Source organism: Pantoea dispersa, from assembly GCF_035783935.1.
GTDB lineage: Bacteria > Pseudomonadota > Gammaproteobacteria > Enterobacterales > Enterobacteriaceae > Pantoea > Pantoea dispersa_C.
The window spans coordinates 216,158-230,425 of the sequence record NZ_JALKOV010000004.1; the positions used below are offsets into that span (position 1 = coordinate 216,158).

The 14,268-nt window shown below is 56.8% G+C and carries 8 protein-coding genes; 3 read left to right on the top strand and 5 right to left on the bottom strand.

Features of this window, described 5'->3' with window-relative positions:
* Positions 1–138 precede the first annotated feature (138 nt).
* Positions 139–864 (bottom strand): bifunctional 2-polyprenyl-6-hydroxyphenol methylase/3-demethylubiquinol 3-O-methyltransferase UbiG, encoded by a 726-nt coding sequence (ubiG, locus tag MXF20_RS10360; protein WP_325969178.1) that lies wholly within the window; start codon positions 862–864, stop codon positions 139–141.
* Positions 865–1,040: 176 nt separating this feature from the next.
* Between ubiG and gyrA the strand changes: the two genes are divergently transcribed.
* The gene (gene gyrA / locus MXF20_RS10365; protein WP_325969180.1) at positions 1,041–3,680 is read left to right on the top strand and encodes a DNA topoisomerase (ATP-hydrolyzing) subunit A; all 2,640 of its coding nucleotides are present in this window, start codon (positions 1,041–1,043) and stop codon (positions 3,678–3,680) included.
* 167 nt (positions 3,681–3,847) lie between these two features.
* Entirely contained in the window at positions 3,848–6,700 is a 2,853-nt protein-coding gene (rcsC, locus tag MXF20_RS10370; protein WP_325969181.1) for a two-component system sensor histidine kinase RcsC, read from the top strand.
* A 416-nt stretch (positions 6,701–7,116) separates the two neighbouring features.
* Here rcsC and rcsB read toward each other — a convergent pair whose 3' ends face one another.
* The 3 genes from rcsB to MXF20_RS10385 are packed head-to-tail and all read right to left on the bottom strand — an operon-like array spanning position 7,117 to position 11,605.
* Complete coding sequence (gene rcsB / locus MXF20_RS10375; RefSeq protein ID WP_013509853.1) at positions 7,117–7,767, bottom strand: response regulator transcription factor RcsB; 651 nt, start codon at positions 7,765–7,767, stop codon at positions 7,117–7,119.
* A gap of 1 nt (position 7,768) precedes the next feature.
* On the bottom strand, positions 7,769–10,426 hold the full coding sequence (rcsD, locus tag MXF20_RS10380; protein ID WP_325969453.1) for a phosphotransferase RcsD: 2,658 nt from the start codon (positions 10,424–10,426) through the stop codon (positions 7,769–7,771).
* Between the two features lie 24 nt (positions 10,427–10,450).
* Positions 10,451–11,605 (bottom strand): MFS transporter, encoded by a 1,155-nt coding sequence (locus MXF20_RS10385; protein ID WP_325969183.1) that lies wholly within the window; start codon positions 11,603–11,605, stop codon positions 10,451–10,453.
* An 891-nt stretch (positions 11,606–12,496) separates the two neighbouring features.
* Here MXF20_RS10385 and ompC point away from each other — a divergent pair.
* Positions 12,497–13,606 carry a porin OmpC gene (ompC, locus tag MXF20_RS10390; protein WP_031280043.1) on the top strand — a complete coding sequence of 370 codons (1,110 nt, stop codon included), beginning with the start codon at positions 12,497–12,499 and terminating at the stop codon, positions 13,604–13,606.
* Positions 13,607–13,628: 22 nt separating this feature from the next.
* On the opposite strand, the gene MXF20_RS10395 is transcribed toward ompC, so the two are convergent.
* Positions 13,629–14,192, bottom strand: a complete 564-nt coding sequence (locus tag MXF20_RS10395; RefSeq protein WP_325969184.1) for a TetR/AcrR family transcriptional regulator — start codon at positions 14,190–14,192, stop codon at positions 13,629–13,631.
* Positions 14,193–14,268 lie beyond the last annotated feature (76 nt).

A 14,268-nucleotide genomic window follows, 5' to 3' on the forward strand; every position in this document is an offset into this window, starting at 1 on the left:
GGCGCGACCGGGAGTGAAAGAAGGATTGCTGATTTGCCGTTCGGTTAAGCAAACCGCAGGTTACACAATCCGTAGCAGCGCGAGTGATCGCGCTACTACGAACGCGCTGCATACGGGCATGCAGGCGAAATGCGTGCTTTACGCCTGACGGTGGGTATGCACCATGTAATTGACGTCCACGCCGCGGCCGAGGCGGAACTGGTTGGTCAGCGGATTGTAGTGCAGGCCAATCATGTTGCGTTCACGCAGGGCAGTCTCATCCACCCAGTTCAGCAGCTCGGCAGGACGAATAAATTTCTTCACGTCATGGGTACCGCGCGGCACCATGCGCAGCACGTATTCGGCACCGAACACCGCCAGCAGCCAGGCTTTCGGGTTACGGTTAATGGTAGAGAAGAACACTTCGCCGCCCGGCTTCACCAGCTGGGCGCAGGCCAGCACCACGGAACGCGGATCGGGTACGTGCTCCAGCATCTCCATACAGGTCACCACGTCATACTGACCGGCGTGGCTGGCCGCATGCGCTTCGACGGTCTGCTGCACATAGTTGATGCTTACGCCGCTCTCCAGCGCGTGCAGACGCGCCACTTCCAGCGGCTCGGCGCCCATGTCCAGACCAGTGACCTCAGCGCCTTCGCGCGCCATGCTCTCGGCGAGAATGCCGCCGCCGCAGCCGACATCCAGCACTTTCTTACCGAACAGTCCATGACTGTGCTGCGCAATCCAGCCAAGACGCAGGGGATTGATGCGGTGTAACGGCTTAAATTCACCCTCTAAATCCCACCAGCGCGATGCGACCGCCTCAAACTTGGCAATTTCGGCGTGGTCGACGTTCTGGCGGCTTTCCTGCGGTTGTTCATTCATTGAATCATGACTCCTGACAAAATATGCCACCAGTATAAACGCATAAACCCTGCGAGGCATCTCTCAGCGCAAAGGAAAAGCGCCACAAAACCCTGCTTTACGTTCACCGCACGCAAGCGATGTGATATACTTTCGCACCTTTAAAATCCGGGATTATGTAGAGGGATAGCGGCTCCATGAGCGACCTTGCGAGAGAAATTACACCGGTCAATATCGAAGAAGAGTTGAAAAACTCCTACCTCGATTACGCCATGTCGGTCATCGTTGGCCGAGCCTTACCCGATGTACGTGATGGCCTGAAGCCGGTGCATCGCCGTGTGCTTTACGCCATGAGCGAACTGGGTAACGACTGGAATAAACCCTATAAAAAATCTGCCCGTGTGGTCGGTGACGTTATCGGTAAATATCACCCACACGGTGACTCTGCGGTATACGAAAGTATCGTGCGTATGGCCCAGCCGTTCTCCCTGCGCTACATGCTGGTCGACGGTCAGGGTAACTTTGGTTCGGTCGACGGCGACTCCGCCGCAGCGATGCGTTATACCGAAGTGCGCATGGCAAAGATCTCCTCTGAACTGCTGGCTGACCTGGAAAAAGAGACGGTCGACTTTGTGCCGAACTATGACGGCACCGAGCAGATCCCTGAAGTCCTGCCGACCAAAATTCCTAACCTGCTGATCAACGGCTCCTCCGGTATTGCCGTGGGCATGGCGACCAACATTCCGCCTCACAACCTGACGGAAGTGATCAACGGCTGCCTGGCGTTCATCGAAGATGAAAACATCAGCGTAGAAGGGCTGATGGAGCACATTACCGGGCCGGACTTCCCGACCGCCGCCTTCATTAACGGCCGCCGCGGTATTGAAGAAGCCTATCGCACCGGGCGCGGTAAGATTTATATCCGCGCGCGCGGCGAGATCGAAACCGACGCCAAAACCGGTCGCGAAACCATCATCGTCAATGAAATCCCGTATCAGGTGAACAAAGCGCGTCTGATCGAGAAAATTGCCGAGCTGGTCAAAGAGAAACGCGTTGAAGGCATCAGCGGCCTGCGCGACGAATCTGACAAAGACGGCATGCGCATCGTGATCGAAGTGAAGCGCGATGCGGTCGGCGAAGTGGTGCTCAATAACCTCTATTCGCTGACGCAGCTGCAGGTCTCATTCGGCATCAACATGGTTGCCCTGCATCAGGGTCAGCCGAAGATCATGACGCTGAAGGAGATCATCGAAGCCTTCGTTCGCCACCGCCGTGAAGTGGTGACGCGTCGTACCATCTTCGAACTGCGCAAAGCGCGCGATCGTGCGCACATTCTTGAAGGTCTGGCGATTGCGCTGGCCAACATCGATCCGATTATCGAGCTGATTCGTCGGGCTCCGACGCCAGCCGAAGCGAAAAGCGGCCTGCTGGCGCAGTCGTGGGATCTCGGTAACGTGTCAGCCATGCTGGAACGTGCCGGTGACGACGCCGCGCGTCCGGAGTGGCTGGAACCCGAGTTCGGTATCCGCGACGGTCGCTACTACCTGACCGAGCAGCAGGCACAGGCGATTCTCGATCTGCGTCTGCAGAAACTGACCGGCCTTGAGCACGAAAAACTGCTCGACGAGTACAAAGAGCTGCTGGACCAGATCGCCGAACTGATTCACATCCTGCAGAGCGCTGAACGTCTGATGGAAGTGATCCGTGAAGAGCTGGTCGCAATGCGCGATCAGTTTGGCGATGCGCGCCGTACGGAAATCACCGCCAACAGCGCCGACATCAACATCGAAGACCTGATCAATCAGGAAGATGTGGTGGTCACCCTGTCGCATCAGGGTTACGTCAAATACCAGCCGCTGACGGACTATGAAGCCCAGCGTCGCGGCGGTAAAGGCAAATCGGCGGCGCGAATCAAAGAAGAAGACTTTATCGATCGTCTGCTGGTGGCCAACACCCACGACACCATTCTGTGCTTCTCCAGCCGTGGCCGTCTCTACTGGATGAAGGTCTATCAGCTGCCGGAAGCCAGCCGTGGCGCGCGCGGTCGTCCTATCGTCAACCTGCTGCCGCTGGAAGCCAACGAGCGTATCACGGCGATTCTGCCGGTGCGCGAGTACACCGAAGGCTTCAACATCTTCATGGCAACCGCTGACGGTACCGTGAAGAAAACCGCGCTGCAGGAATTCAGCCGTCCGCGCAGTGCCGGCATTATTGCCATCAACCTGCGTGAAGACGATGAGCTGATTGGCGTGGCGCTGACCAACGGTAACGACGAAGCGATGCTGTTCTCTGCCGCCGGTAAAGTGGTGCGCTTTGCGGAAAGCGCAGTGCGCGCCATGGGCCGTTCGGCTTCGGGCGTACGTGGCATCAGGCTGGCCGAAGGCGACAAAGTGGTGTCGCTGATTGTGCCACGCGAAGAGGGTGCGATTCTTACCGTGACGCAGAACGGCTACGGTAAACGTACCGCCAACAGTGAGTATCCGACCAAATCGCGCGCCACGCAGGGCGTGATCTCGATTAAAGTCACCGAACGTAACGGGCCGGTGGTCGGCGCGGTACAGGTGGTGGATAGCGATCAGATCATGATGATCACCGATGCCGGGACGCTGGTGCGTACCCGCGTGTCGGAAGTCAGCGTGGTGGGCCGTAATACGCAGGGCGTGATCCTGATTCGCACCGCGGAAGATGAAAACGTGGTCGGCCTGCAGCGCGTTGCTGAACCGGTGGAAGAGGAAGAACTCGACGCCATCGACGGTAGCGTAGCAGAAGGCGAAGAGGATATTGCACCGGAAGTCGATACGGAAGACGACGCACCGGAAGCAGACGACGAAGAGTAACGCTTCGACGTATCCAATACGCGGCAGGTCAGGGCAACTGACCTGCCGTTTTTTTTATCTGACTTTCACTCCCAAAGTCGCGTGCCAACTGGCTTTTTCACAGCGATGAAGCTAGTGTATGAGAACTTTTCACCGTCCCGATAACCCTTGCCGCCAGTGAGTCTCTTTTGAAATATCTCGTCTCCTTTCGCACCACGCTTCGCATCTCGCGCTATCTGTTTCGTGCGCTGGCACTGCTGCTCTGGTCGCTGGGCGCACTGTTGACCACGTTTTACATCATCAATGTGCTGCATGAGAAAGAGAACGCGGTGCGCCAGGAGTTTGCCACCAATTATGGTCAGGCCGAGTGGTACGTGCGCCACTCAGCGGATGTGATGCGCGAGCTCAAGTACATCACCGAGAATCGCCTGAGCAGCAGCGTTAACGGGCTGGATATGCTCAACGGCCTGCCCGGTAATAAAGGCACGCTGCCGCAGTTTACGCCGCTGTTTTCCGACGGCGACTGCACCTCAATGAGTAATACCTGGCGTAACTCGCTCGATTCACTGAGCTATTTCATCAATTACTGGAAAAGCAATTTTGCCTCGGCCTATGAACTCAATCGGGTGTTCTTCATTGGCGGCGAAAATCAGTGCCTGGCAGACTTCACCATCGGTAACAACAATCCGGTCGATCGCGAACGCAGCCTGAAGGCGCTGCGTGAAAACGTGCTGCACTACCGCAGCGGCAACGAAGAAGAGCGGCGCAATCCGATGTACTGGATCACCAACAGCAGTCAGCCAGGTATCGGCAACTTCTACATGGTGGTGCCGGTCTACGTCGCCAACAAACTGCAGGCGCTGCTCGGTGTGGAGCAGAACATCCGCCTGGATGAGTTTATCCAGCCGGGAGGCCTGCCGCTGGTCGCCACCATCACCGATGAGAATTACCGCCCGCTGATCAGCTCGCGACGCGGCGGGCCCGGCTATTCGCTGGACGATCTGCCGGACAGCAGCACCTGGTTTGGTTATCTCGACGGCTATCGTCAGCTGGTGCTGAAAAAGCCGCTGCCGCCGTCCAGCCTCAATGTGGTATGGTCGTTGTCGACCGATGTGCTGATGGATCAGCTCAAGCTGATGCTGATCAACGCGCTGCTGCTCAACATCCTCAGCGCCATCGTGCTGTTCACGCTGGCGTGGGTGTTTGAACGCCGCATGTTCCTGCCGGCGGAAGATAATGCTCATCGGCTGGAGGAGCACGAGCAGTTCAACCGCAAGATTGTCGCATCAGCGCCGGTCGGCATCTGTATTTTGCGCACCAGCGACGGCACCAACATTCTCAGCAATGAACTGGCGCATAACTATCTGACGCTGCTGACGCAGGAAGATCGCCAGCGGCTGAATGAAATCATTGGCGGCCAGCAGGTCAACTTTGTCGACATGCTGACCGGCAGCAACACCAACCTGCAAATCAGCTTTGTTCATTCGCGCTACCGCAATGAGAACGTGGCGATTTGCGTGCTGGTCGACGTTTCGGCGCGCGTGCGCATGGAGCAGTCGCTGCAGGAGATGGCGCACGCCGCCGAGCAGGCCAGCCAGTCGAAGTCGATGTTCCTTGCCACCGTCAGCCACGAACTGCGTACGCCGCTGTACGGTATCATCGGTAACCTCGATCTGCTGCAGACCAAATCGCTGCCGAAAGGCGTGGATTCGCTGGTCACGGCGATGAACAACTCGTCCAGCCTGCTGCTGAAAATCATCAGCGATATTCTCGACTTCTCGAAGATCGAGTCCGAGCAGCTGAAGATTGAGCCGCGTCCGTTCTCGCCGCGCGAGGTGGTCAACCATATTGCCAGCAACTATCTGTCGCTGGTGGTGCGCAAGCGCCTGACGCTGTATGTGTTCATTGAGAACGATGTGCCGCTGGCGCTGGATGGCGATCCGCTGCGCCTGCAGCAGGTGATCTCCAACCTGCTGAATAACGCCATCAAGTTCACCCATACCGGCTGCATTATCCTGCACGCCTATGTCAAAGAGGGCTATCTGGCGTTTCGCGTGCGCGACACCGGCGTGGGTATCCCGGCGAAGGAGATAACGCGCCTGTTCGACCCGTTCTTCCAGGTCGGCTCCGGCGTGCAGCGTAACTTCCAGGGCACCGGGCTGGGACTGGCGATTTGTGAAAAGCTCATCAACATGATGGATGGCGACATCGAAGTCGATTCTGAACCGGGCATGGGCAGCCAGTTTATCGTGCGCATCCCGATTTATGCCGGGCAGCAGCCCGCGCCGCCGCTGCTGGATGGCCTGCAGGAGAAAGCCATCTGGCTGGATCTGCGTAACGATTATCTGGCGGCATTCCTGCTGCGTCTGCTGCAGCAGCAGGGCATCCAGGCCGCGCATTATCAGGGACGGGCTGCACCGGACGATGTGATCATCTGCGATCACCACGAGGTGCCAGCGCAGACGGTGCGTGCGCGCATTCGCATCTGCGGAGAACACATTGATATGCCGCAGGAAACCGCGGCTGGCCAGTGGGTGCACAGCAGCGCGACGCTGCACGATCTGCCGCTGCTACTGGGGCGGATTTACCGCATCGCCATCGACAGCGAAACCGCGACCACGCTGGAGCTGCCGGTACCGCAGGCGGCATCCAGCTATGAAGACATCATGGTGCTGATTGTCGATGATCATCCTATCAACCGCATGCTGCTGTCCGAACAGCTCGGCACGCTGGGCTATCAGACCAAAACGGCGCAGGACGGGGTTGATGCGCTTAATGTGCTCAGCCGCAACCACATCGACATCGTGCTCAGCGACGTCAACATGCCTAACATGGACGGCTACCGTCTGACGCAGCGCCTGCGCCAGCTGGGGCACGCTTTCCCGGTGATTGGGGTGACTGCTAACGCACTGGCGGAAGAGAAACAGCGCTGTATGGACGCCGGCATGGATAACTGCCTGTCAAAACCGGTGACGCTGGATGTGCTGAAAACCACGCTGGCGCTGTATGCAGAGAGGGTGCGCAAGGCGCGTGAATCCTGAAGTCGGGCATGACCCTTTGATATTCGTCGCGGTAGCGTTTTGCCTGGTCAGAGAAGAGGTTGAGCACGCCGGATCGGCAACGGCCGCATCCATGCGTGCCTCGGCACGCGGCATCCCTGCCGCGTGACGTCCGGCTTAGCTCAACCTCTCCCCTTCCTCTCAGCAAATGTGCTGCTGAATCAGGTACTATCCTGTCAGTCCGCGCCTGGCATCTTACAGCGATGAAAAGAGTCTGAGGGGAGGGGGACGTATTGCCGCTTGCAGCAGCCTCCGCGGCAGCAGGCTCCATGGATGGGTTTATGCCGGTGCGGCAAGCGGCAATACGTTCCCCGAGCTTACTGAATGACAAAGCGATGACGTTGTGTGCGGAGGGCAGGGCAGGGAAAAGAGGCGCACCCGATGTGCGCCTTTTGGCTTTACTCTTTGTCGACCTGAGTGGCGCTGACGGAAGAGAGGTAGTTCAGCAGCGCGATATCGTTATCCACGCCCAGCTTCATCATCGCTGATTTCTTCTGGCTACTGATGGTTTTGATACTGCGGTTCAGCTTCTTGGCGATCTCGGTGACGAGGAAACCTTCCGCGAACAGACGCAGCACTTCGCTCTCTTTCGGTGACAGACGTTTGTCGCCGTAGCCGCCGGCGCTGATTTTCTCCAGCAGTTTGGCCACGCTTTCCGGCGTGTACTTTTTGCCTTTCTGCAGGGCTGCCAGCGCTTTCGGCAGGTCGGTTGGTGCACCCTGCTTCAGCACGATGCCTTCGATATCCAGATCCAGCACCGCACTCAGGATCGCCGGGTTATTGTTCATGGTCAGAACAATAATGGAGAGATCCGGATAGTGACGCTTGATGTACTTGATCAGCGTGATGCCGTCGCCGTACTTTTCGCCTGGCATTGACAGGTCAGTAATCAGGACGTTGGCATCCAGTTTGGACAAGCTATTAATCAGTGCTGTTGAGTCTTCAAACTCACCTACCACATTCACCCATTCGATCTGTTCCAGAGACTTACGGATACCGAACAGAACGATTGGATGGTCATCGGCAATAATTACATTCAGGTTATTCATCTTATTGGTTACCTTGCTGCAGCAGTTGGTTGACGTACGCGTCAATTTCACTGGTGGTATTTTTAATGGTTAAATCGTCGCACAGTTTTATGTGCTGTTCTAACTCTTCACAAAGCTGTTTACCCGGCAGTAAATTGAGCATGGCAAACACGCCTTTCAGGCGATGCGCTGTCTGAGCAAGCGAGGGATAGTCCTTCTCCGCCGACTCAGTATACAGTCTCTTCACATCTGGCGGTACTGTCTCCATAAACAGCTGGAAATAGCCGCCGCTCAGCAGCGGCGTGGCAGCCTCATCGTCGTCGCTCTCCTCTATCGAATCGTGAGCCAGTTGCTTCTCAATCAGGGCCAGCAGCGCATCAAGCAGCGCATTGCTGAGATTGAAATTGACCCGGAATTGCTGGTCGTTGAGGGCGTGATGCCCCATTTCGTCACCGGCCAGTAACAGCGCCCAGCCGTGCAGGCGCGCCGGATCGTCGGTCACCAGCACATCATGCTCCTGACCGGACAGGCGTTCGTCCGAGGTCAGGCAATTTGCCCCCCAGTTCTCAAGGTGGCGGCAGACAATTTTGTGTACGTCCTCAACCGCGATATCCACCAGCGCCGTCACGCCTTCCAGCAGCTTCTCTTCCTGCTCGCTCTGCTGCTCCAGCGCCAGTGGCAGCTGAATATTGTAGCGCGTGCCGATATCTGGTTTGGCGATGATCTCCAGCTGGCCGCCCATCTGCTTACACAGCTGCTTACACAGGAAAAACGCCATGCCGGAAGCCTGACCGTAGCGATCCTGGGTGGTTTCACCGAGATAAGGGAAATCAACGTTGGCCAGCTCGTCGCCGGTCAGGCCCGAGCCGGTATCCACCAGCTGGAACAGCACGCTGTTGGCTTTGCTGTCGCTGGCTTTGATATCAAGGGAAATCTTGCCCCACTGCGTGGTGGTGAGCGCGTAGTGCATCAGCGTGGTCAGCACTTTACGCAGCGCGCGGCGATCGCCAAAACGCATCTCATCGTTCGCCAGCTGGTTGTTGACCACCAGTGTCAGCCCTTTGCGCCGCAGCAGCGGCAGGCTTTCCAGCGCAATCTCATCCAGCAGATCCTGCAGATTAAACACGCCGGCGTCCGGCGACCAGTCGTGGGCTTCCAGCCGGTTGAGTAGCACGATGTCATCCACCAGCCGCGCCAGGCCCTGACTCTCATCCAGCAGATCCAGCACGCTCTCGTCGTCATTGTGCTGGCTGAGCTGCACCAGCTGCGTCACCATGCTCTGCAGCGGACGATTCAGCGCATGGCCAAGATTCTGCATCAGCTGCTGGCGCATCTGGTGGTTACGGTCCAGCACCTGCTGTGCTTTTTGCAGCTTCTTATTCACCAGCAGCTCGCGATCCTGATCGCGCATCATAAACAGCTGAGTGTGCGGCGAGAGCATGCTGCGCGCGTGGCGAATCTCATACACCTCGTTGTTAATGGTGGCCTGCAGCACGCCCTGATGCTGATCGGACATATTGATGATTTTCTGCAGGTTGAGGTGCGGCAGCAGATGCTCGGCAATCTTGTTGCTCAGCAGCGTGCGGTTGGTGCCAAAGTCATACACCAGCAGCCCGACCGGCAGGCTGGCGACAATCTCTTCATTCAGCATGCGCAGCGAATCAAGTTCGGCGCTCTGGTTCTCATTCGGTCGCAGCGACTGCTGACGCAGCAGCGTAATGCCGGCAATCGACAGCAGGAACAGCGCCAGATTGATCAGCAGCGGCCACAGCAGGTTGTGCAGGGTATCCATCGCCAGCCTGGCCAGCGGGACGCGATAAACCAGCTGCAAAGAGGTGCTGGGCAGCGTGGCGGCGATCTCGAGATTGGGGTTCACCAGCGCCACTGCGGTGCTTTCGCTGCTGGCATCATCGCCGGTGGCACTGCCGGGCTGGCTGGCATCCTGGCGCAGCTGGAAGTTCTCCAGCGGCATATTGCGCGGGATCAGATCGTTGACCGGCAGATCAAACGCCACCACCGTGGCTAAATGACCCGGCTGGTTGAAGGTGGTGCGCAGGGTGAAGTAGTGATCGTTCTGCCAGGCAAAGTGGCGCAGCGGTGAGAAGCTTTCACGCTCGTCGAGCGCATTGGCCTGCTGCAGCATTTCGGCGCGGCGGCTGTCCACCAGCGTATTGATCGCGCTCTCTTTGTAGCGCGTCGCCATATCCTTTAGCGGCAGGGTCGAGATCATGATCAGGCTGTTGTCCTGACCATTGAGAAAGTACATCGACCACGCCGGATTTTCAGCGCCCCACAGCGTGTCGAGATAGTTGGACATGCGCAGGGTCATATCCAGCGTGCTGCTGTCGTGCGAGCCAAAAATCAGCGCTTCCGTCTTGCGGCGGGTTTTTTCCAGGTAGTAGACGTCCGGGCGCAGACGCGTCTCCTGCAGGCTGCTGTTCGGCGCAGAGCCGGCAGCGCTGGTGGCGAGATTTTCGTAAATCTGCCAGGTGGCAAAACGATAGGCATCGATGCGTTTCTGCATGGCACGCGCCAGGTCAGTCATGGCATAGCGCTTTTCCATGATCCATGCATTGACGCTGTTATGCACCATGGCGCCCAGCGCGAGGAACAGCACCAGGTTAAACACCACGAAAAAGCGCGTTACGTTGCCGGAGGTCAGGGGAAATTTATAAGGCAGCATAAGTGTCTCAGGATCCTGCAGTTAACGCGCAACCAGCCGGGCGCTGGCAGCAACCGCCAGCAGCAACAGGGCGATAAGTAAAAACGCGCCGCTCAGGCTGAGCCACTGGGAAATAAAGCCGATTAAAGCCGGACCTGAAAGAATACCTGCATAGCCGAGGGTTGTCATGGCGGAAATCGCCCGATTGGCCGGCATATCGCGTTGATTACCGGCGGCATTAAACAGCATCGGCACGGTGTTGGCCAGGCCAAAGCCTACCAGCAAAAAGGCCAGCAGCGCCGCCTGCGGCCACGGCAGCAACACCGCTAATGTCATACCCGCGGCGGCGGCCAGTGCACCGGTCAGCATCACCGGATAACGCCCGAAGCGCTGAATCACTTTATCGCCGGTCAGACGACCAATGGTCATGGCGATGGAGAAGATGGCGTAACCCAGACCGGCGTGCGCCACGCTCATGTCCGGGCTTTGCAGCAGCAGCAGGGCGCTCCAGTCGAGCACGGCCCCTTCCGCGAGGAACAGAATAAAGCACAGGCAGCCGAGGAAAGCGACCCAGCCGCGCGGGATCACCAGCCAGGGTTGATCGGGCTGATGCAGGCGCTCCGTCATCAGCGTCGGCAGGCTGCACAGTAATAGCAGGACGATCAGCAGCATGATAACGCTCACCGCCTGCAGCGGTGTTAAACCGACACCCAGTAGCAGGCTGACCGCGCCGGCACCAAGAATACCGCCGAGGCTGAAGAAGCCGTGAAAGCCTGACATCATCGGCTTCGCTGCTGCTTTTTCAACCTCCACCGCCTGCACGTTCATGGCCACGTCCAGCATGCCAAGTCCGGCGCCGAACACCATCAGCGTGGCGGCCATCAGCCACATCACATCCAGCGTCGCCAGCAGCGGCAGTACGGCCAGTATCACCAGCGTGGAGCACAGCATAACGCGGCGACAGCCAAAGCGTGCCACCAGCGCACCGGTTACCGGCATGGCCGCCAGTGACCCAATGCCCAGACACAGCAGCAGGCCGCCCAGCGACGCGCCCGTCAGCTGTAAACGCTGGCTGGCAAAAGGCACCAGCGGTGCCCAGGCAGACATGCTTAAACCGGCGATGAGAAAAACAATGCGTGTTCCCAGATTGACACGCTGATGCAATTTGTTGGGCTGTGCGGCGTCCAGTGCTGTCATAGAGGTGTCGTTGTCATAAGTCGTTCGAGCGACGAAGTTTAGCATTAAAGCTGGCGTGTCACCGCGCTATGAACGCAGAAAGCAGGACGATAACGCCGCCAGAAAACAGCATATTACCGATCTTTTACCGCAGGCTGTGCTTTTCCAGACATTTCCTGGCCGTTTTTACGCTGCTGAAGCGGGCTGAAATGAGCGGAATCGGCCGCAATTTGGCTTAAGATGGTAAAGGAATCGATTTCACGCTGGGCGATAACTTACTGAATAGTAGTAAAGAATATTTTTCGGGCGGTGCGGCAAGCGCATCGGCTATATTCCTGTTCAACTTTATTACGGCCGGAAATTAACATTGCTCAGTAACGGCTAAGAGATAAACAAATGGTGCGAAAAGCGGCAAATAATGGCGGGGTGAAGCGTGCTTAATTTAACCCAGCTAAGCAGGTTTACATAAATTGACAAGGACGGTGAGAAATAGCGGGCAAAAAAATGCCGGACAATCATGTCCGGCGGGAATTAGGGTAAATCTCTCATTCGGGGTGAATGAAGGTAATAATGAAATAAATGATGATAGCGGGAGTAATTGTATGCGCTGAGCGGTGTGAAGTTTTATCATTCAGTGCGGCAGCTTATATCATTTTATCTGTCTGTTTTTAAATGAATAAAATACGGTTTATCAATTAGTGCGATATTTTTTGACGAAGCGTGCTGATTATTAGTTCCGCAAAACTTACATTTAGAAATAAGTTTTAAATACAATGAAACACTTTCGGAAATTTAGTATCATTTTCGTGATAGATTATTGCTCTCCATAAAATAACAATGGCTTGCCGGCTGAATTTTTAAGCGTTCAGTTTGCAGTGGCACATATAAAGGCACATTACAGAGGGTAATAAAATGAAACGTCGCGTTCTCTCCCTGATGATTCCTGCATTGCTGGTTGCAGGATCAGCAAGCGCAGCTGAAATTTATAACAAAGATGGCAACAAATTAGACCTCTACGGCAAAGTAGACGGCCTGCACTATTTCTCGGACAACGATGGCCAGGACGGTGACCAGTCTTACCTGCGTTTTGGTTTTAAAGGTGAAACTCAGGTGACCGACCAACTGACCGGTTACGGTCAGTGGGAGTACCAGGCTGCGCTGAACACCGCAGAATCGCAGGGCACCGCTAACAGCTACACCCGTGTCGGCTTCGCCGGTCTGAAATTCGGTGATGCGGGCTCGTTCGACTACGGCCGTAACTACGGCGTACTGTATGACATCGGCGCCTGGACTGACGTGCTGCCCGAGTTTGGTGGCGACACCTACGGCGCGGACAACTTCATGTTCCAGCGCAGCAACGGTCTGGCGACCTACCGCAACAGCAACTTCTTCGGTCTGGTGGATGGCTGGAACTTTGCCGTTCAGTATCAGGGCAAAAACGACAACCCAACCGAATCCTCTTCCGGTCGTGATGTCCTGGGTGAGAACGGCGACGGCTGGGGCCTGAGCACCACCTACGATCTGGGCTCCGGCTTCGGTCTGGGTGCGGCGATGTTCCAGTCTGACCGTACCAACAATCAGAACGGCAACGCGCCAGGCATTCTCGGTCGCGGTGATAAAGCCGAAGCTTACACCGGCGGTCTGAAATATGACGCTAACAACGTGTATCTGGCGGCGATGTACACCCGTTCGTACAACGCAACCCGCTTTGGTGCGGTGGATTCCGCTGCGTACGGCTACGCCAACAAAGCGGACAACTGGGAACTGGTGGCACAGTATCAGTTTGACTTCGGTCTGCGTCCGTCTCTGGCCTTCGTTTCCTCACGCGGCAGCGATATCGAAGGTTACGGCAGCCAGAACCTGAAAAAATATGTCGACGTGGGTGCGACCTATTACTTCAACAAAAACATGTCGACCTATGTTGATTACCAGATCAACCTGCTGGACGACAACAACTTCACCGATGCGGCCGGTATCAACACCGACGACATCGTGGCGCTGGGCCTGGTTTACCAGTTCTAAGCCGGAGAGCGTGGCCTGCGGGTCACGCTCTGCTTGCCAGCAGCGCGTTAAGCGCTGCCTGCAGCGTGGCCGTCACCTGCTGCGCCGTTTCCCCCATTTGAACCTGCACGATGGCACCGTCCACCAGCAACACGATCTGGCCGGTTATCGCCTGCTGCGCCGCACTCAGTCGTTCGGCTATCGCGGCCGCCATCTCGCGCTTATGCTGGCGAATCAGTGCGCTCGCTTCCGGCAGGGTATCAGCCAGTTCTGCCGCGCTATTGATAAACGCACAGCCGCGGAAATCCTCCTCCTGAAACCAGCTCAGTAACGCCGCCGGCAGCGCCTCATTGATGGCGGGCTGCTGCGCCAGCGCGCTGCGAAAGCCGTGCATCCAGCGCTGATGACGTTGCTGCAGAAACGCCAGAATCAAGTCATTTTTGGCCGGGAAGTGGCGGTAGAAGGTCACTTTAGTCACGCCAGCGGCGGCAATCACTTTATCGATGCCGGTTGCACGAATGCCTTGCGCATAAAACAGCTGTTGTGCGCTGAGCAGGATACGGTCACGCGCGCTGGCGCTGGCATCAAACAGCAGAGGTGCGATCATAAGAAAAAATTCCTGTTTTCGGGGGTAGACAGAATTGTCTACATACGGCAGGATGAATCAAGTAGACAGACCTGTC

What these genes read in the sequence shown, in the direction of transcription:
- ubiG (WP_325969178.1), bottom strand. Translation starts at nt 864, where the DNA reads ATGAATGAACAACCGCAGGAAAGCCGCCAGAACGTCGACCACGCCGAA.
- ompC (WP_031280043.1), top strand. Translation starts at nt 12,497, where the DNA reads ATGAAACGTCGCGTTCTCTCCCTGATGATTCCTGCATTGCTGGTTGCA.
- rcsB (WP_013509853.1), bottom strand. Translation starts at nt 7,767, where the DNA reads ATGAATAACCTGAATGTAATTATTGCCGATGACCATCCAATCGTTCTG.
- MXF20_RS10395 (WP_325969184.1), bottom strand. Translation starts at nt 14,192, where the DNA reads ATGATCGCACCTCTGCTGTTTGATGCCAGCGCCAGCGCGCGTGACCGT.
- gyrA (WP_325969180.1), top strand. Translation starts at nt 1,041, where the DNA reads ATGAGCGACCTTGCGAGAGAAATTACACCGGTCAATATCGAAGAAGAG.
- MXF20_RS10385 (WP_325969183.1), bottom strand. Translation starts at nt 11,605, where the DNA reads ATGACAGCACTGGACGCCGCACAGCCCAACAAATTGCATCAGCGTGTC.